Raw genomic sequence first — 17447 nt, 5'->3', positions numbered from 1 at the left:
TACGCTGCATTTTTTACACGGCAGATTCACACCCTTTTACCGAAAACACGGTATGATAGGGTTTCGCCTCTGTTTAGAGGTGTACCAGATACAGTTAAGTGAGAACTAAATTACTATGACAAAGAAACATTCTGCTTTTATCGGTCTTATGCAACGAGCAAGAAACGTTAAGCGTTGGCCCCTTATGGCACAGTTTCAAGAAGAAATGCTGTCTACCCATGTATACGAAGCGGCAGTGGTGGCCCATATGCTCGGCGCCATTGCTAAAGATGTGTATAACGAAGACGTGGATCCAGATCGGGTAGCCGCTATGGCGATATTTCACGAAGGCAGTGAAATTGCAGGCATGAGTGATATTCCTAGTCCAGTCAAATATCACGATCCTGAAACAACCATAGCAATTAAAAAACTCGAGCGTCGGTTTGAAGCTATGTTGCTGCAAACGGTACCTGAACCGCTACGGCAACGGTATCAGCCGCTTATCGAGCAAGATAAAGAAGATATTCATGTTGCGTTAGCGAAAGCGGCAGATGTGCTGTGTGCGTACCTTAAGTGTGATTATGAGTTATCAAAGTCTAATTCTGAATTTGCCAATGCGATGCACGAGATGGAAGTACAACTGAAAAAGTATAAAGATACCTTTGCGTGCGTAGATTATTTTTGCCAAGTATTCTTAGAAGATGCCAAGGGTACCCTTGATGAACAAACCCGAGATCTCGACTGGGTAGAACGAGCAAATACAATAAACATCAAAGAATAAAATCTACCAGCAATGTTGTCTGTAATAACGGATGCTTAGTTGTCTATTTTAGGCAGAAACCTGTTTGGCTAACATCATAAGCTCATCGTGGCATTGAAGCATTCTGGAACGAACTTTACGTAATGCTTGAGCACATTCGTTTGATACATCTGCATCAAGTGCATCGTCGAAACTTTGCAAAATACGGTTTTCTATGTGGTTTAACCGCTTAGACAACGCGGCCTCTTTGTCTGTGGCGAGGGCGTTTTGCAGGGTTTCATAATCATTTTTTATTTTTTGTCCCCACGCCAAACGTGTATTCGGCGCGAGATCAGAGCGGTGTTGAAATGGGCTCAAGTCTCTAATGGCTAGACGTTTCTCTTCAACCATTCGCGTACACATTGCTCTAACCCGATCATAGCGAGTGCGGGTGATACCCTGTTGGTAAAAAATTAACCCGTCATTAAGTACATTGATTATTTCCGGTAGCATAGTATTTCGTTGATAGCGTGATGACATTACGATCTCTTCCTCACATCTTTACATCTAAAACTCGAACACCCTCTTTGATAAATTGCACATCACACGCCAATTTCACATTAACGATAATTAATTTGTATGTCATTGTATTAGCAGGTTATTTGATGGGTATGGATCTTTTTCTTTGTTAACGGTTGTTGGCGAGGCTTAGGGCTTCGCCGTTATTACATGGCGCTGTGTAAAAAGGTAAAGGGCATAGGCCTCGTTACTCAACTGGATGGGACAGCACCGTAGACACATCGAACGCCTTGGCATCAGGGCGACTGGTGGCGTCGGACATTCTTACCAAAATAGAATAGTACACATCCTTCATCACTTCGGTCTCGATAGTCATACCACTATTAGTGGGAAACGGTTGTGCGATTTCTGTACATCCAGACATTGAGCATTGTTCATTTTGGAACACCGACAAGGCGTTGTTTTTACTCTTTTCGGCTTCCACAGTATGTTTACCTAACGCGGCTTTGCGTTCCACGTCCGTTTTCACAATCGTGACCCAGGAATACTTTTGCTGTTGCGCGATTTGAGCGGCGCGAAACAAGGTATACTCTTGAACCTTGGAGGCATCGGTAGATTCTGTAGCGCGGAACATGATTCGATACTCGGTATCAGAAAGTTGCACAGAGGAGTAGCCATACCCTTCGTGTGTGCTGGCCGACTGAAAGGGGGTGGCAGTAGAATCGGGTAAATTAACACATCCCATAAGCACGAACGAGGAAGCCGCGGTTAACGCGAATATTCCTCGGCGCAGGCGCAATTGAAAAAAAGTCATATCCATATTACAGATCCTAGCCAATAAAATTGAAAAATGCCGTACGCGCAAAAGTAAACAATGCCTGCTTGCGCCTCGACTTTGGTTGATTACTGGTTAAGCCTTTACATGCGCCGGCGGCAAAAATAGACAGCAGAGCAGCGGGTCTGGCAATCAGCAATCGGGACTTTAATTTAACATGCTCTAGCGCATAGTCACTTCTTCTTTGCGCTATTATGTATTTTTCTTGCGCCTTGTCCCTATGTTGTAATTCTGATTTTAGAAAAAGCTGCATGGTTAATCCTCATTGTGTGCCTTTATTCCCACTTGGGCTAGCACTGCACGAAGTGCTGGCATGAGCGTGACATGCCGATAAGCGCTGCGAGCAACGATAAATGCACCAAAAGCGGCGGCCAGATTGAGAGCAAAGGTAATTAGGGCAATCACACCAAAATGCAATCCGGCTTTATGCAAACCGGTGGTGATGGCCAAGTTGATGACAAGCCAACAGAAACAAGCGAAAACGAACGCACCAAGGGTGGCCAAACTCATAATGATAAGAGATTTTTGCGCCAACTTTACTTCCGCACCAACCCATTCCGATAATGAAGCGATTTCGGATTGCTTTTGTCCAAAAGCGAATTTGGCACTTTCAACGACTTCTTCGATGGACGGTTCATGTTCATAAGATGTGTCCGCCCGGCCAGAATCACTGGCCGGGCGAGTTGAGCTTTTGTCGTCCTTAAGACTCGCCGTTTCAGGCGTTTCATGTGCGGACGTCATGGTTTATTTCTTCCGCATTAACGACGTTACCAGCATACCGGCAGCGAAGGCGATACCTGCGGTTGCAATGGGGTTTTCAATCGCGTATTTGCGAACACCTGAAGTCTTCCACTTCGCGTCTAACTGTGCTTTGCGTTCAGCCATATTTTCCGCTGAATCTGCCGCTGTTGAACGTAGGTTTTCTTCCGCTTTGGCCGCTGAGCTTGCTAGTTTGTCTACCGACGTGTGCAGTGTCTCTTGTGCCTTGTCCGTAAACGGATGGGTTGCTTCACTTGCTGAATTACCCGTGTTTGGTGTCTTAGGTGTGGCAGTGGTTGTAGCCATGATCTAAATCTCCTTGCTAAGTGAATTCATAATGACTGATGCAACTGCAATACCAATAAGTGTAGTTTATTAAGTATATGATAATTATGGGTTAAATATTCCTGCGGCGAAGGTGTTTTAAGGTGAAGACAATTTATTACAAAGTAATTGTAATATTTGCAGGAAGAAGGAAAAGATGACTTCTTTGCAACCAGAAATGGCGGGCACTTAATTTAACAGGTTAGCCAAATCGTCTTTATTGACCGGTTTTAGTAATGTTCCCGCTATGGCTACGTCGCCAATTTCGTTGGCGTCAGGTTCTCGGCCACTGACAATATAAACTCGTAACTCGGGGCACTGGGGATGCAATTGTGCCGCCAATTCAAGCCCGCCCATATCGGGTAAAGATAAATCCAATAAGGCGACATCAAACAACTGTTGTCCGCTGCGCTCCATGGCCTCTTGTCCGTTGTGGGCAACCGTCACCTCATGACCGAGATGGTTGAGTAATAGAGCCATTAGTTCTGCCGCATCATGATCATCTTCCACCAGAAGCACCCGTTTGGCGGCGGTGTTGTTATCAGGGCTCGGTGCCGGTTGGAGCCGATCTTCGACAGGTTTTTGGGGGCTATCCGCTTTAGGGGTTGTGATGAGGTATCTGTCCAGTACCTTCAACAAAGCGGTCTTGTCGATAGGTTTACCCAATACGTCGTCAAAACCTTCATCGAGCAGAGATTGGCGTAGCCCTTTTCTACTCGCGGCGGTTATCGCCACCACCGCCACGTTACAACGATGTTGACGCATAGCGTTTAAAGACTCTATCCCATTCATCACCGGCATGTGAATGTCCATTAGTACCAGGTGGAAAGGCTTGCCAGCCCGTTCTGCTTCCAGCACGGCTTCCAGTGCTTTGACGCCATTTTCAGCATAGGAAACAGAGGCATGACATTGGCTAACCATATAGCCGGTAAGACGACGTAATTCGCGTAAATCATCGACAATAAGCACGCGGCCAGTTACATGCAGATTTCGTTTATCATGTTGATTAATACTCGGTGCTGCAAGGGTGAGAAATTCCCTAGGCTGTTCTCGAATTTCACCGGGATCCAGGGTAAAAGAAAAAATACTGCCTTTGCCGACTTCCGAATCAACATCAATGGTACCGCCCATTTTGTAAACTAACTCACGGCAAATCGCTAAGCCCAGTCCAGCGCCGCCATGGTTAGCGCGCACAACATCTTCAATTTGCTCAAATGGATGGAAAATGGCATCGAGTTTATCTGGAGGCATCCCGATACCCGAGTCTTTCACCCGAAACAGTAACAGTTCTTTGCCATCAATAGGTCGTACAGGGAGGGTTTCTACCGTGACAGTGATTAAACCCGAATCGGTAAATTTTACGGCGTTACTGATTAAATTAATCAGAATTTGTCGCAAGCGGGTAGGGTCCACATCGATGTTAATCGGCACCTCGGTCTCTGAGCAAATGGCCATGGACAGCCCTTTATCTTTGGCCGCCAAATTCATCAGAGAGTGCACATCGGTCATAAATGCACTGAGGTTAATGTTTCGTGGGGCCAGTTCAAGCTTATTCGCCATGATCCTAGACATGTCGAGTAAATCGTTCAGTAAGCTAAGTAGATGTTTACCATTGGTGTGAATAATGGAAAGCTCTTGGCTCATATGATGATTTTCTTCGTCATCGAGGAGCAATTCGGTGTAGCCGAGTATTGAGGTAAGGGGAGTGCGAAGTTCGTGGCCTAAATGAGCCAAAAATTTATCTTTGGCTTTATTTTGTTGCTCGATCTTATGTCGTTCTATACGCTCATTTTCAATTTCACGGCGAACCATGGCATAACGCATGGTGCGCATAAAACGAGGCGATTCAATTTCACTTTTCGTGAGGTAATCGGCGGCACCTGCGCGCATCACCATTTCGTCGACTTGATTATCCGACTGGCCGGTAAGAATGACCACAGGCACCGTAATGCGGGCTTGTTTAAATTTGGCTAACACATCGAGGGCATTTTCTGCCCCCAAGATAAAATCGAGTAAACAAATGTCGAAGGTTTTTTTCTGCAACACTTCGATGGCTTCGGAGCCATTAGTTACCCAGGTTATGTGGAACCGAGGCTCCGGACACTGAGACATATAGTCGGCAGTGAGAAAATAATCGTCCTCGTCATCTTCTACCAGTAAAACACGGATGACCTCAGCCACTGTAACCCCTATTAACCACTAATCGTGTGGTAATTCAACAAACTCTATCCAATAGCGACCGAGGGCGCGCATTAAATCAACCAGTCCTTCAAAATTAACTGGTTTGGTTATGTATGATGCACACCCTAAATCGTAACCCCGTAACATATCTTCTTCTTCTTTCGAGGTCGTTAGGATCACAACGGGGATCCCTCTTAGTGATGGGTCACCTTTGATTTCTTGCAAGGCTTCCCGTCCATCTTTGCGTGGCATGTTTAAATCTAACAGTATGAGACTGGGCCTCGGTGAGGTTTTAGGATCGCTGTATTTGCCTTCACGTCGCAGAAAAGCAAGAAGTTCTACGCCATCTTCTACACAATATAAATTGTTCAATACCCGGCTTTCTTTGAGGGCATCAAGGGTAAGCAATCTATCATCTTCATCGTCATCGGCCATGAGAATATTGATTGGGGTCGCATTTTTAAGAGACATTGCTAACAATTCCTTCATTTTGGGTGGCAAACGGCTCACCATTTACCGGTATGATAATCACAAACCGCGTGCCTTTGCCAGGCTCACTGAATGCATTAATCTGTCCGTTGTGTCGCTCCACAATGCGCCGACAAACTGCCAGCCCAATGCCGGTGCCTTTAAAGGCAGAGCGTCCGTGTAATCGTTGGAAGGGAGCAAAGATTTTTTCAGCAAAAGATTGCTCAAAACCAATACCGTTATCTTCTATTGTAATGGCCACCCAATCAAAATTGTCACGGACTAATATGGGGGATAACTCTTCCTCAGAAGGAGCCCGTACTTTAATGTTAATAATGGGTGCTTTATCTTCGTTACGGAATTTTAACGCGTTGGAAAGCAGGTTCTGCATTAATTGTTCTATTTGGGATTTGTCGCACTGTAAGGTGGGCAAATCGTCAATTTGTATAGTGGCGCCACTTTCTTCTATGGCAATCTCGAGATCGCTGCATATGTTGTCCATGATATGATTTAACGACACTTGCTCAAATTCTTTGCCCCGCGTTGATACCCGTGAGAACGACAATAGATCGCTAATTAGCATCGACATGCGCTCCGCTGCATTGAGCATACGCTTAAGAAAATCTTTACCACGTTCGTCCATAATACCTTCATAGCCCGCTTCTAAACGGTTACCGAAGGCGCGAATTTTTCTTAATGGTTCTTGAAGATCATGAGAGGCCACGAACGCAAAGTCTTCTAACTCACGATTACTACGTGCTAGCTCATCGGCAAAGATCCGCAATTCTTGGGTCCGTTCCGAAATTTTATCTTCTAATTCCTCGTTGTATTCTTCTAGCGCCTCTTGATGACGCATGTTTTCTCTTACGTTTATTTTGAGTAAAAACAAAATGGCAAACACCAATAGACCGGTGGTAACACCGGAAATAATAAGGGTATTGACCGAATCTTTGCGCAGCTTCATCAGGTTGCTTAAGTGTGTCTGTTGCATTTCCTTTTCAGAGTGGGCAACTAACTTGTAGCGTTCTTCAAATTGATCATATAAGCCCAACCCCACATCGGTATTAACAATGGCCAATGCCGTCTGATACTCGCCGTCTTTGGTTAACTCGACGGTTTTGATAAGCCCATTCACTTTGGCTTTGGTTAACCGCAACAACTCGTCGATATTACTGTCTTGGTTGGGTTGTTCTGATGTGAGTGCGGCGGTTTCCACATCGTCAATAAGTTGGTTTAACTTATCTAGCGTACTGGTGTAATCATCGAGGTAAGCTTCATCGCGGGTGAGCAAATATCCACGTTGTCCTGATTCCGCCCTAAGCACCGCCATATGCAGTTGGTTGGTAACATTAATTACGCGATTGGTGGCGAATAAACGGGCCTCGAGGGTGGTTAGTTCATCCAAGGTGTTAATCACATAAAACGCGTTACCTGTGATAACAACAAGCACTATGATGACAAGGGCAATCCAACTATAAAATGACTGAATAAGTTTATTTAGCATGCTGATTATTCCGCACTGTTAGCGCCTAATGACGCCATCATTTGGGCGAGGGTATGGCTACAGTCTTTTGTGCTATGGATAATTTTGTCTAGTGCAACAGTGGCTTTTTCCACCGGTATCTCGCCATTTAGGGCCATTTTTACCAATTCGGCCTGCATGGATATACGGTTTAACGGTTTGCGGGCATCGTGTACCCATTTTGCAATTGTCGCTAACTCGTCGTCGTTCATTTGCTACTCCCTAGGCGTCGTCTTTGCTCAGATCACCGTATGCATGAAGCCGGTTATACAAGGTTTTTGTGCTGATCCCTAACATTTCGGCAGCTAAGGTCTTGTTGCCATTCACCTTTTCCAAGGTTGCATAAATCAGTTCTTTTTCTACATCTTCAATGGTGCGTCCTGCTGCTAACGCCGGGGTGGTCGATTGCTTTTTAGCGAAAGGCGATTCGATGGTTTTCGGCAACTCAATTTCACTACGCTCAGGATCGCTCATAATGCCAGCGCGATGGACAAAGTGGCGTAATTCTCTAACGTTACCCGGCCAATCATAGGCGGTGAGGGTATCAAGTTGAGACTCTTCCCATTTAAACTGGGTTTGGTTGTCGCGATTAAATTCGTCTATAAAGTGGGTGGCAAGTAAGGCAATATCTTCCCGACGTTCTCGTAACGGGGGAATCGTGATGGGAAAGACAGCCAATCTAAAATAGATATCTTCACGAAGTACTTTGCTTTCGGCGATTTCTTCCATTTTTCGGTTAGTGGCAGACACAACTCGGCAATTTACGGGAATGGTTTTAGTGCCACCCACACGAATAACCACTTTGTTCTCTAAAACCCGCAATAGATTGGGTTGCATGTCGATGGGCATTTCGGTGATCTCGTCGAGAAACAAGGTACCGCCCTCGGCTTGTTCAAATACCCCTTCTTTTTTGCCAACCGCACCGGTGAACGCCCCTTTTTCGTGGCCAAACAGTTCGCTACCGATTAATTCTTTTGAAAATGCGCCACAGTTGGTGGCGATATAAGCGCCGGTACTTTGAGATGCGGCGTGTATGGCTGCTGCAACCACTTCTTTACCTGCACCGCTTTCGCCAAGCAACATCACATTGGCGCTGGTTCTGCTAACCCGTTCAATGAGCTTGTAGAGTTCTTGCATACAGGCAGACTCACCAATTAAATGCCCAAAGTGTTTTTTGATCTTTGGCGCTTGGGATGATTTAGGTTGTTTTTTGCCCGATAAGACCGCTTCAATATCTTCCCGTTGGATGGGCTTAACCAGATAATCGATATTAGGGCCGCACAAGCCTTTGATAATACCCTTTACTGATGGGTGTCCTGTAATAAGGGTAATTCGCGGCTGCTTAGGTAGCTTATTAAGTTCATCAAAAAGGTGAGCACCACTGCCATCAGGCAGCATAAAGTCAAGAAGGACATGGTCGAAAGTTTCTTTTGTTAACCATTCTCTGGCTTCGGCAAGATTGCAGGCTGTTAAGACCTCATGGCCAAGAAACTCGATAATAGTACAAGCCACTTCTGAAAATTCAGGATCATCATCAACCAGTAAAACTGTCAGCACAGCACGTTCCTTTTTTATAAATTTTATTTCGTTGTACGTAGTACAAGATTCAACAGGGTTAAGATCACTGAAAAATCCTTTCCTTAGCCTAGCGTTAGCAACGCTAAGCGTTAGCGTAATAGGCAACCCGAATAGCGACGAAATTATCCCTTAAGGCTTGTGGGTATAAAATTCCCATATCGTGAAAAAAGCACCATTTCATGGATTTACGCTATTGCTGTTCACTATACTAACTTATTGAATAATAGCCATTAGGTTATTTTTTCCTTTTCCATTGTATGGCACGAAACTGGCAGTAGCTTGCATAACTTTGCAAAATTAGGATAACGGATAAATGGATTCTTCAACCGCTAAACCCTCTATGACACTTAATGAGCTGCTTGGACGAATGCAGTCTCACGGCGAAGAGGAATCAGTGTCCTTTGGGACACTGCTGTTTACCATGGAAAAGCGGGGGTTTGGCCCTATGTTAGCGGTTCCGGCATTTATTTGTTCCACACCAATAGGGGCATTACCCGGTGTGCCGTCAATGACGGGCATTACCATTATGCTTATCGCTATTCAAATGCTGGTGTCTAAGCAGCACCCTTGGTTGCCAGGGCCTATCCGTGATATTCCAGTAAGTCGGGCAAAGTTAAACAGTGGTATTCGACGCATGAAACCTTGGATGGCGCGCATAGATCGCTTTCTTGTGCCACGATGGTTGTTCGTTCAACATCCTGTTTTTCGTAGCCTTGTAGCTGTAAGTTGTGCGTTGTGCGGGTTATCGATGATACCACTGGAAATCGTGCCTTTTGTGGGTTTTATTCCGGCACTGTCGGTATTGGTAATGGCCATTGGTTTGACTACCGATGACGGCGCGGTGGCGTCAGTGGGACTGATTGCAGCATTAAGTGGCTTAATGCTTGGCACGCAGCAAGTCTACACTTTGGTCAGCTGATCTTACCGTGACAATCTACGTTTATTGCTAAAAGATGATTGCATCAGTGTGGTGATGTTTTTGGCCGGCGTAGGCTTGCCATACAAATAGCCTTGAGCAAAGTGACAGTCAAGTTTTGTAAGCAATTGAGCCTGGGCTTTGGTTTCCACGCCCTCTGCAATGACATCAATATCTAAGTTTCTGCACAAGGACACAATACTTTCTACAATTTTAGCCGTACGGCTGTTCGGCTCGAGATCCCGAATAAACGACTGATCGAGTTTTACGGTATTAATATCAAGCTCTCGAAGATAGGCAAAGGAACTCATACCCGTACCAAAATCATCGATGGATGTCTTTATCCCCATTTCTCTAAATGCGGTCAATACCCGTTTACTGACCTCGATATCCACCATGGTGGCGCTTTCCGTGAGTTCAAATTCCAGCAAGGCCGGATCAATATTGGTGGTTTCCAGACAGTGTTTTATAAAGGGAATAAACTCGCTATCCATTAGGTTGTAGGCCGATAAATTCACCGAAACAGGAACAAAGTGACCTTGAGATGACCAGGATTGTATTTGGGCAACGGCTTGCTCCACGGTATATCGCGTAAACGCGTGAACAATGCCGCTTTGTTCGATAAGGTCGATAAATAACGCCGGCACTAACAAACCTTCATCTGGATGTTGCCAACGGACAATGGCTTCAACACCTATTAAACGACCGCTGCCAATTTCTGCTTTTGGTTGGTAGTAGAGGATGAATTCTTGGTTTTGTAACGCAGAACGTAACTGACTACGAAGGGTAACTTTAATGGTACTGTTTAAGGCTAGGCGATCGCTGTACATTTGCACGCCCAAGCGCAGTTTCTTAGCACGATGCATGGCATTTTCAGCGTTGCGAACGAGCGTGTCGGGGCGTTGTCCGTGGTCTGGTAAACAAGCGACACCGATGCTACAGCCAATTTCAAATGCACTGTTACCAATTTGCAGGGGGTCTCGGCAGTCGTATAGCAATCGAAAGGCATGGCTTAAAACATCTTCTTGGAGAATGTCTGGTTGCCAAATGACAAATTCATCGCTGCGATAGCGATAGGTATAAGCAGTGGGGCCGGCTAAGGTTTTTAACCGCTGGGCAAAGGCGAACAACATACGATCACCCATTTCATGACCAAGGGCGTCATTAATATCTCTAAACCGGTCGAGGTCGAAAAAAAACAGCGCGCCATGAGCGAGATTGAAGTGTTTGCTGGCCAGCAGAGCATGACGATTTAGCAGATGGGTTAGTGGGTCTTGTAACGCTAATTGCTCTAGGGTTTGGTTCGCTTTTTCGAATCGTTTCGCGATGAAGGCAGACATGATCATGGCTACCCAAACGGCGAGACCAAAAAGGATAAATCCCGCTAACGTTAGCTGATTAATGATCCTCGAAGAAATGCCAGAAAGTTCATAGGCTTGCCAAACTATTACCACAGCCTTTGGCGATTGTTGGGTGGTGTATTTTTTTACATAATAACGGCGCTTGTTAAGCGCGAAAAAGCTATCACTATTTACCGTAGTCGCTAGCGAAAGTAGGGTGGGTAGAGGTTTTTGTTGCGGATAAACTTGGGTGTTACCCATGCTTACTAACACCACGTCAGGTGGCATAGACATCGCCGCTAAGGGAGTATCATTCGCTATCCGGGCAAGAACATGTTTGGCATGGCGATGGAAAGTGTCCTTTTCAAAGGCTTGCTCCATCTCTAATAAAATACCATGGCCAATAAAGCAAAGTGTACTGATAAGAATAAACGATAGGCTCACGGTACCGAGCATAAGGCGTTTTCTTAAGTTAGCCTTGCTGTGCTGTAAAATCACTTTATGAGGCATACGTTAACCTATCACAAAGGACAAAGCTAAACGAAATAATGAAGACAACTTTTCCAGTGCGTAAAGTGAGGATCTTTGAATATGAAGTGTAGTCGGTAACAGCAAAACCGGCCCTTTATTATTATAATTATTTTTAGGTGATGTTAGTTATACCCTGTAAGTTGTTGGCAAGCAACGCTTTAGCCGGTATGAAAAACGTAAAGTGAATGCTTTAGGGCGCCGATCCCACGTTAATGCCGTCAGCAGTAGGAAGCTGCATCGTTTGGTAGCGCAGTTCGCCGATAAATGCACGGGCTGCGGGCCCTAGTCTGTCGCCATCTTCAAATAGAAGATACAGCATGGCTTTGCGTACACCATGGCTTTTTAAGGGAAGGGGCTTTAAAAGTCCTTGATCTAGTTGAGGGCGAATGAATGCAACGGGCAGCCACGCAAACCCCATTCCTTGGCTCAAAATATCAATGGAGGTTCTTAAATGACTCACCGTCCATCGTTGATCTGCAGACAGCCAACCCGCGTCAACTTTTCCCTCGCTTGAAGAGTCTCTAACCACAATTTGTCGGTGTGATTTTAAATCTTCAATGGAAATGGTGCGGTTTAGATGATGTAAAGGATGTTCGGGGTGAGCCACCGCAATAAATTCGATTTCGCACAACTGTTCACTGAAACCGGACTCAAGGGGAAAGGGGGAGATAGCGATGTCAACTTCTGCAGCTTTTAACAGCGCATTGGCGCCGCTTAACACCGATTCCATCAGCTCAATGCGAAGTAACGGAAAGTTTTGTGATACACAGTGGAGCACGTTGTATAACACGGTGGGGGGAAAAATAATGTCAACGGCTACTTTTAATTCGGTTTCCGTGCCGTGATGTAAACTCGCCGCCACTGCTTCTAATTTATGTGCTTCTTCAAGCAGTGTGTTGGCTCGGCGAAGCATTAATTTCCCTGCGGGTGTCAGCTTTACTTTACGGCCGTCATTCGTAAACAGGGTAATACCCAGCCCATTTTCAAGTTTTTGCACAGCATGGTGTACACTAGACTGACTTTTATGCACTTGCTGAGCCGCTTGATTAAAGCCACCCGCATCAACGACGGCTTTAAACATGCGCCATTGTTCTAATGTGGCTTTTAGCATGACTAGGTTGCGAGTTAAAAAAGAATGGCGCTATGCTACATTCTTTCAGAAATTAAAGGAATAATTAGTCGACCCGTTGAGGGGCATTTCCCTTGTTTTAGCCAACTGGCCTCACTTAAAAATGCTGTTTAATTTGGGTGATATTGCAGGTGATAACGGTAACGTTAGTATATCCCATATTTAACAGCTGTTCGGCACTGAGCTGAGCACGTACACCGGATGCACAATGGATATAAATGGGCTTGCCCTCGTCGAGAAATTGTTCAAGCATTTTCATTTCTAACACCCCTCGAGGGATGTTAAGGGCACCGTCAACGGGCTCGTTTTGTACTTCAGCCGGCTCTCTGACGTCAATGAGACAACCTTGGTTGTTACTCATCTCTTCGGCGGCGAGGGCGGCGGTGATAGTTCTAATGGGATAAGAAATAGCGGCTAATCTTTGCTGAATATTTTTTAACATTGAAACTCAGTGACTTTACTAAGATGTAAGATATACCTTATGTATTGGTGTTAAAAATGTAAAGAGATTATGCTCTACAAAATAGTTTTGCGATGAATGAGCTTGATAAAAAAGTGCCTGTCGCATTAAATGTCATACTTTTTTATTATTACAAGACGCAATAACGATGATAACTGATGTAAATACCCATGCAATGTTGGCGCATGCCGCAGACGCTGAGCGTTACCTAAAGCAATTGGCCAATAAAACACGACTAATGGTCATGTGTTCGTTATTGGAAGAAGAACTCTCAGTCACCGATTTATTGAAACGGATCCCTGTGACGCAACCGGTTTTGTCTCAGCATTTAGCACTGCTTCGAGATGCGAAAATGGTGGCTACCCGTCGTGATGGCCAGACGATTTATTACCGCCTGGCAGACGATAGAGTGACGCAAACCATTGAGTTACTTTATCGCTTTTTTTGCGCTTAACAAATTAGTCTTGTTGGTTAAGCGCCAACGTTGCTTTGGCTTCCAACGTATTCAAGTACTCCCTGTTCTCCATTTTATCTTCTTCAAAATCCGGGAGTGCCATCACCGAATCGTGACAAAGATTCACATGAATTTTATGTGTGGACCAATCGATGGTTTCAACACAATTAGGGGGAAGCGCCACTTTTTTCCCCCCTGGCAACCAGTTACGGGTGTCAACAATGAGTAGTTTGATCGCCCAATTGTCTGGGTCGATAATAAAATCGGTAATGTGTCCGGTATCTTCATCGGTGGTGGCAACATCGTATCCGTGGACTTCTTCACAGGAACGTAAGTGATTCACACCTTGGTTCTCGAGTTTTGATATCTCCTGTTGAAACGATTGTTGATCGGCCAATTCTGTGGGGTGAGAGAAGTCGCCCCATGCCCCTGGACCAACCCAGTAATATCCGTAACCGAAATATTTAAACAACATTTCTTCGTACTCTCGAGAAACCGGCTTATGTTCGTCAATAGTCGGGCTGTCTTTGAGGGCTTGCTTGCTCATAGACACCACAAGGGTTTCGTCATCATGGTTGATGGCGCTAAGGGAAATAGGCGACAGCACCACTTTTCTGCCCAGTGGTAGCCATTTGTTTGTGTCGGCAACAAAATAGCGAAGAAAAAAGTTCTGGTCATCAAACAGAACATCTTTGCAACGACCAATATCACCATCCGTTGCATGTATACCAAAATCGGTGAGGCGTTTATAAGTAATCATTCCTGTCTCCTTATATCATCTATCGATGTGTTCGGTGGTTAGGTAAAGAAAGATCACATTTGTCAGTATAGAAGATGTCACGCAAAGCGGGAGGATTTTACTCTGATTGGCAGTGGAAATGGCAGCGGTGATGCTGCCATGAACAAGAACAACTGGGTTTGAAAACTAGGCTACGTCAAAACTCTCATCATCATAATCATCGTCGAATTCAGACTGATTACTCGCGGCGCTATGTAGGGTGTAAAAGTGGCGCTTGTCCCGCGCTAGATGAACGTATTTTTGCCAGGCTTTTTCTATCCCATTGCTGGCTTGCACTTTACCTGAAATAAAGTCGATAAAGTGTTTTTCATCGCTGGTTTCAGCCTGCATTTCTCCCTTCTCTAGTGCCACTAAGGAGTTGCCGAATTTTGTAAGTAAATCGGCCTCTGGAATGCTGAAATCACCAGATTTTCGAAAGCCATAAGGGAACTTACGACGATCAGTGAACGGTTTGTTAGATAAACGAATGTTAAAAGTATTCATGGTGTGGTCTCTTTGGCGGATTCAACTGTGCAGACTTTTAACCAAGAAGGAAATTGAAGGGAAACAAAAAATTTTTTCCTTAAAGATAAATTTTTTTTAAATTGTACGTTCTGTGTCTCAATTACCTAAAATAACCGTCCTAGCTCCCCAAAATAGGGAAAGAAAGCAGTCACACGCCATCAAAGTGGGAAAATTCATCGTCACCACAATTAAAATTTGTTTTCCATTTTTGAGTGCCTATTGATAATGGAAAAGTGGCAATCACTTTGATAGAACTTTGAGACAACAATGAGTAAAGACTACCGTCACCAAAGAGAGGAGTGGGATCCTATAGAGGATGTTCATCTCCAAGGTAAAAAAGGCCCAAGCAAACAGCTTCAGGTTAAAGATAAGATTAAGCGGGATCATCAGCGTCGGGAGAAGCAACGCCGACATCATCAGGAGGTATCGTGAGCACTGATGTACGTTGTGGTTTTATCCTCCCTTTTATTTGCTGCGTTTTAACGGTTTTTATTTTACTTAAATAATAAGCTGTGCCAAGGTAGGCTTCGCTACGTGATTCGTTGTGAAGCTTCTATGGACATTCGTTTTCTATCTACTTTTCTTGAAGTTGCCAAAACCCGACATTTTGGGAAAGCGGCTGAAAATTTATACCTTACTCAATCTGCGGTGAGTGCCCGTATTAAATTGGTTGAAGAGTATTTTCAAACCACCTTATTTATTCGTCATCGTAACAGCATTCAACTAACGCCCGCGGGCGAAAAATTATTGCCCTTTGCTCATCAATTGAACGATACCCTACGAGATGCAAAACGTGAATTGCAGCTTGAGTCTGGTGAGTTTGTGGTTTGTGGGGCAACCCAATTGGCCAGCGAGCTAGGCTTTACGTCAATGCTAGCGTCAATTCATCAAGCTTTTCCAGATTGGTCGGTGAAGGCAGAGGTATTAACCTTAGAAAGTTTATCCCGCCAGTTGCATGAGCGCAGTATTGACGTGGCGCTGTCGTCTGAACCCCTTAAGTCTGAGGAAATTCAAGCGGTCAAACTACTGCATGTACCTTTATCCCTTTATGCGTGTAATACCTCAGAAAGCACCCCAGGCGGGAAGAACTATGTTTCTATAGAGTGGGGAGCGAAAATACGTAACGCCTTGTATCACAGTTCTTTTCATCTGCGTGATGCACGGTTACGGACAAATTCTTTGCGATTAGCGATTAATAGTTTGAAAGAAGAGGGGGGCTTTGCAGTGTTACCAGACTCGGTGGCAACATCCCTTCGTGGTGATAACGATATCACTTGTGTCCACTCCTTCGATGAAGTGCAAACGGCGGTCTACATTAATAGCATGAAAAATGTGAAACGGGCGAGCTTACAGACGTTGCTGGATATCTTTTCCACTTAACAGCAAACGCAGGCAAAACGCTGACAGGCAAAAAATCGGTCTGTATCGAGAAATAACAAATTTGTACCTTCCCCTTGTTGCTGGGGCAAGTGGCCCAATATAGAGCAGTAATGAAACCTGTGAGCGCCAGTAATTTTAGCTGGGTAAACAAAGAGCGTTATTGAGGGTTTTTGCCTTTATTCCCTGGCGCGACGGTAGCACAACCTAGCGTCTCTTTGTGTACCCGAGGTTGATAAAACCTTAAGGATAATTATGTCTTCTTTACCACCACTTCTCGATGTTAATGCTGATGAACGTATGCACGCGACCATCAATTCTATGGTTGATTTAAAAGAGGTGTGGATCCTCAAAGATGATGATGGCTGTGTCATGCTTACCTCGGATGACGAAGATGGCGTGCCTATCTGGCCTGACGAAACCCTTGCCAAGTTATGGGCTACCGATGAATGGTCCCATTGTCAAACTATGCGTATTACTTTGGACGATTGGCTGGGTAAGTGGACGCCAGGACTGATGAAAGACGAATTGATGATAATGGTGTGTCCCGTTCCAGCTGAAGAAGGGGAGGTAATTACCCCTGAGTACTTGGCGGAACGCCTCCTTGCCCGCAAAGGCTGATCTGTTCGCTCACGGTGCGCGTTTATAATAGGGTTAGTCACCGTCAGTGAGGTTAATTATGTTAACGCAACAACCAACAATGGAAGACTTGTTCACCCAATTGGGGTTAAAAAATTCACCGCAGGCCATCAATCAATTTATTGACAAGCATCGCGGTATGAATAGTAAGCGTCATATTGAAGAAGCACCGTTTTGGAATGATTCACAAGCTACGTTTCTGCGTAGCGCATTATTAGAAGATGCGGATTGGGTAGAGGTTATCGACCAGCTAAATACCCAGCTACACGTCGATAACCCATAGCTGTTGCGCAAAGCTTCCCGCGCAACAGTGGTGCTGCATGGCCGCTTTGCGCTGCCACGAAGGGGGTTACCTCCCCCTTTTTTTAACTGGCTCCGTTTCTTAGTTTCTGCT

At 45.0% G+C, this 17447-nt stretch carries 21 protein-coding genes; 6 read left to right on the top strand and 15 right to left on the bottom strand.

The genetic code is table 11. The annotated features are described in order from the left end of the window. Positions 1-115: 115 nt before the first annotated feature. The gene (gene yfbR, locus KO501_RS02965; RefSeq protein ID WP_216028139.1) at positions 116-760 is read left to right on the top strand and encodes a 5'-deoxynucleotidase; all 645 of its coding nucleotides are present in this window, start codon (positions 116-118) and stop codon (positions 758-760) included. A 48-nt stretch (positions 761-808) separates the two neighbouring features. On the opposite strand, the gene KO501_RS02960 is transcribed toward yfbR, so the two are convergent. The 10 genes from KO501_RS02960 to KO501_RS02915 all read right to left on the bottom strand — a co-directional run bounded on the left by KO501_RS02960 (position 809) and on the right by KO501_RS02915 (position 8883). Beyond that, on the bottom strand, positions 809-1258 hold the full coding sequence (locus tag KO501_RS02960; protein ID WP_216028138.1) for a DUF2383 domain-containing protein: 450 nt from the start codon (positions 1256-1258) through the stop codon (positions 809-811). A gap of 226 nt (positions 1259-1484) precedes the next feature. Then, positions 1485-2057: a hypothetical protein gene (locus KO501_RS02955; RefSeq protein ID WP_216028137.1), complete on the bottom strand. Its 573-nt coding sequence runs from the start codon at positions 2055-2057 to the stop codon at positions 1485-1487. Between the two features lie 10 nt (positions 2058-2067). Continuing rightward, positions 2068-2325: a hypothetical protein gene (locus KO501_RS02950; protein ID WP_216028136.1), complete on the bottom strand. Its 258-nt coding sequence runs from the start codon at positions 2323-2325 to the stop codon at positions 2068-2070. 2 nt (positions 2326-2327) lie between these two features. Then, positions 2328-2813 carry a phage holin family protein gene (locus KO501_RS02945; protein WP_216028135.1) on the bottom strand — a complete coding sequence of 162 codons (486 nt, stop codon included), beginning with the start codon at positions 2811-2813 and terminating at the stop codon, positions 2328-2330. A gap of 3 nt (positions 2814-2816) precedes the next feature. Then, positions 2817-3137, bottom strand: coding sequence for a DUF883 domain-containing protein (locus KO501_RS02940; protein WP_216028134.1), 321 nt, complete (start codon positions 3135-3137; stop codon positions 2817-2819). A gap of 207 nt (positions 3138-3344) precedes the next feature. Continuing rightward, positions 3345-5336, bottom strand: coding sequence for a response regulator (locus KO501_RS02935; RefSeq protein WP_216028133.1), 1992 nt, complete (start codon positions 5334-5336; stop codon positions 3345-3347). An 18-nt stretch (positions 5337-5354) separates the two neighbouring features. Further along, positions 5355-5807, bottom strand: a complete 453-nt coding sequence (locus tag KO501_RS02930) for a response regulator (RefSeq protein WP_216028132.1) — start codon at positions 5805-5807, stop codon at positions 5355-5357. Further along, on the bottom strand, positions 5797-7308 hold the full coding sequence (locus tag KO501_RS02925) for a sensor histidine kinase (RefSeq protein WP_216028131.1): 1512 nt from the start codon (positions 7306-7308) through the stop codon (positions 5797-5799). The genes KO501_RS02930 and KO501_RS02925 overlap by 11 nt, the downstream gene beginning before the upstream one ends. Before the next feature lie 5 nt (positions 7309-7313). Next, positions 7314-7538, bottom strand: coding sequence for a hypothetical protein (locus KO501_RS02920; RefSeq protein ID WP_216028130.1), 225 nt, complete (start codon positions 7536-7538; stop codon positions 7314-7316). Between the two features lie 10 nt (positions 7539-7548). Beyond that, a complete protein-coding gene (locus KO501_RS02915) occupies positions 7549-8883 on the bottom strand; it encodes a sigma-54 dependent transcriptional regulator (protein WP_216028129.1) in 1335 nt (444 codons plus the stop codon). Between the two features lie 334 nt (positions 8884-9217). Here KO501_RS02915 and KO501_RS02910 point away from each other — a divergent pair, with 334 nt between their 5' ends. Then, positions 9218-9823, top strand: a complete 606-nt coding sequence (locus tag KO501_RS02910) for an exopolysaccharide biosynthesis protein (protein ID WP_216028128.1) — start codon at positions 9218-9220, stop codon at positions 9821-9823. A 2-nt stretch (positions 9824-9825) separates the two neighbouring features. Here KO501_RS02910 and KO501_RS02905 read toward each other — a convergent pair whose 3' ends face one another. From KO501_RS02905 to KO501_RS02895, 3 genes are all read right to left on the bottom strand, one after another. Further along, the gene (locus tag KO501_RS02905) at positions 9826-11670 is read right to left on the bottom strand and encodes a bifunctional diguanylate cyclase/phosphodiesterase (protein ID WP_216028127.1); all 1845 of its coding nucleotides are present in this window, start codon (positions 11668-11670) and stop codon (positions 9826-9828) included. A gap of 211 nt (positions 11671-11881) precedes the next feature. Beyond that, complete coding sequence (locus KO501_RS02900) at positions 11882-12802, bottom strand: LysR family transcriptional regulator (RefSeq protein ID WP_216028126.1); 921 nt, start codon at positions 12800-12802, stop codon at positions 11882-11884. A gap of 115 nt (positions 12803-12917) precedes the next feature. Then, on the bottom strand, positions 12918-13262 hold the full coding sequence (locus tag KO501_RS02895) for a rhodanese-like domain-containing protein (RefSeq protein ID WP_216028125.1): 345 nt from the start codon (positions 13260-13262) through the stop codon (positions 12918-12920). Between the two features lie 166 nt (positions 13263-13428). On the opposite strand from KO501_RS02895, the gene KO501_RS02890 reads away from it, so the two are divergent. Beyond that, complete coding sequence (locus KO501_RS02890; RefSeq protein WP_216028124.1) at positions 13429-13734, top strand: metalloregulator ArsR/SmtB family transcription factor; 306 nt, start codon at positions 13429-13431, stop codon at positions 13732-13734. Positions 13735-13738: 4 nt separating this feature from the next. Here KO501_RS02890 and KO501_RS02885 read toward each other — a convergent pair whose 3' ends face one another. Both KO501_RS02885 and maoP read right to left on the bottom strand, forming a co-directional pair. Next, complete coding sequence (locus tag KO501_RS02885) at positions 13739-14494, bottom strand: PRC-barrel domain-containing protein (RefSeq protein WP_216028123.1); 756 nt, start codon at positions 14492-14494, stop codon at positions 13739-13741. Positions 14495-14659: 165 nt separating this feature from the next. Further along, on the bottom strand, positions 14660-15016 hold the full coding sequence (gene maoP, locus KO501_RS02880) for a DUF413 domain-containing protein (protein WP_216028122.1): 357 nt from the start codon (positions 15014-15016) through the stop codon (positions 14660-14662). Positions 15017-15571: 555 nt separating this feature from the next. Here maoP and KO501_RS02875 point away from each other — a divergent pair. The 3 genes from KO501_RS02875 to KO501_RS02865 all read left to right on the top strand — a co-directional run bounded on the left by KO501_RS02875 (position 15572) and on the right by KO501_RS02865 (position 17336). Further along, positions 15572-16417, top strand: coding sequence for a LysR family transcriptional regulator (locus KO501_RS02875; protein WP_354667800.1), 846 nt, complete (start codon positions 15572-15574; stop codon positions 16415-16417). A 252-nt stretch (positions 16418-16669) separates the two neighbouring features. Further along, positions 16670-17035, top strand: coding sequence for a DUF2750 domain-containing protein (locus KO501_RS02870; protein WP_216028121.1), 366 nt, complete (start codon positions 16670-16672; stop codon positions 17033-17035). A 58-nt stretch (positions 17036-17093) separates the two neighbouring features. Further along, positions 17094-17336, top strand: a complete 243-nt coding sequence (locus KO501_RS02865; protein ID WP_216028120.1) for a DUF2789 domain-containing protein — start codon at positions 17094-17096, stop codon at positions 17334-17336. Positions 17337-17447 lie beyond the last annotated feature (111 nt).

It is taken from the genome of Alteromonas sp. C1M14 (genome assembly GCF_018860965.1).
In the GTDB taxonomy this organism is placed as follows: Bacteria; Pseudomonadota; Gammaproteobacteria; order Enterobacterales; family Alteromonadaceae; genus Alteromonas.
This window is presented reverse-complemented; position numbering and strand designations above follow the sequence as displayed.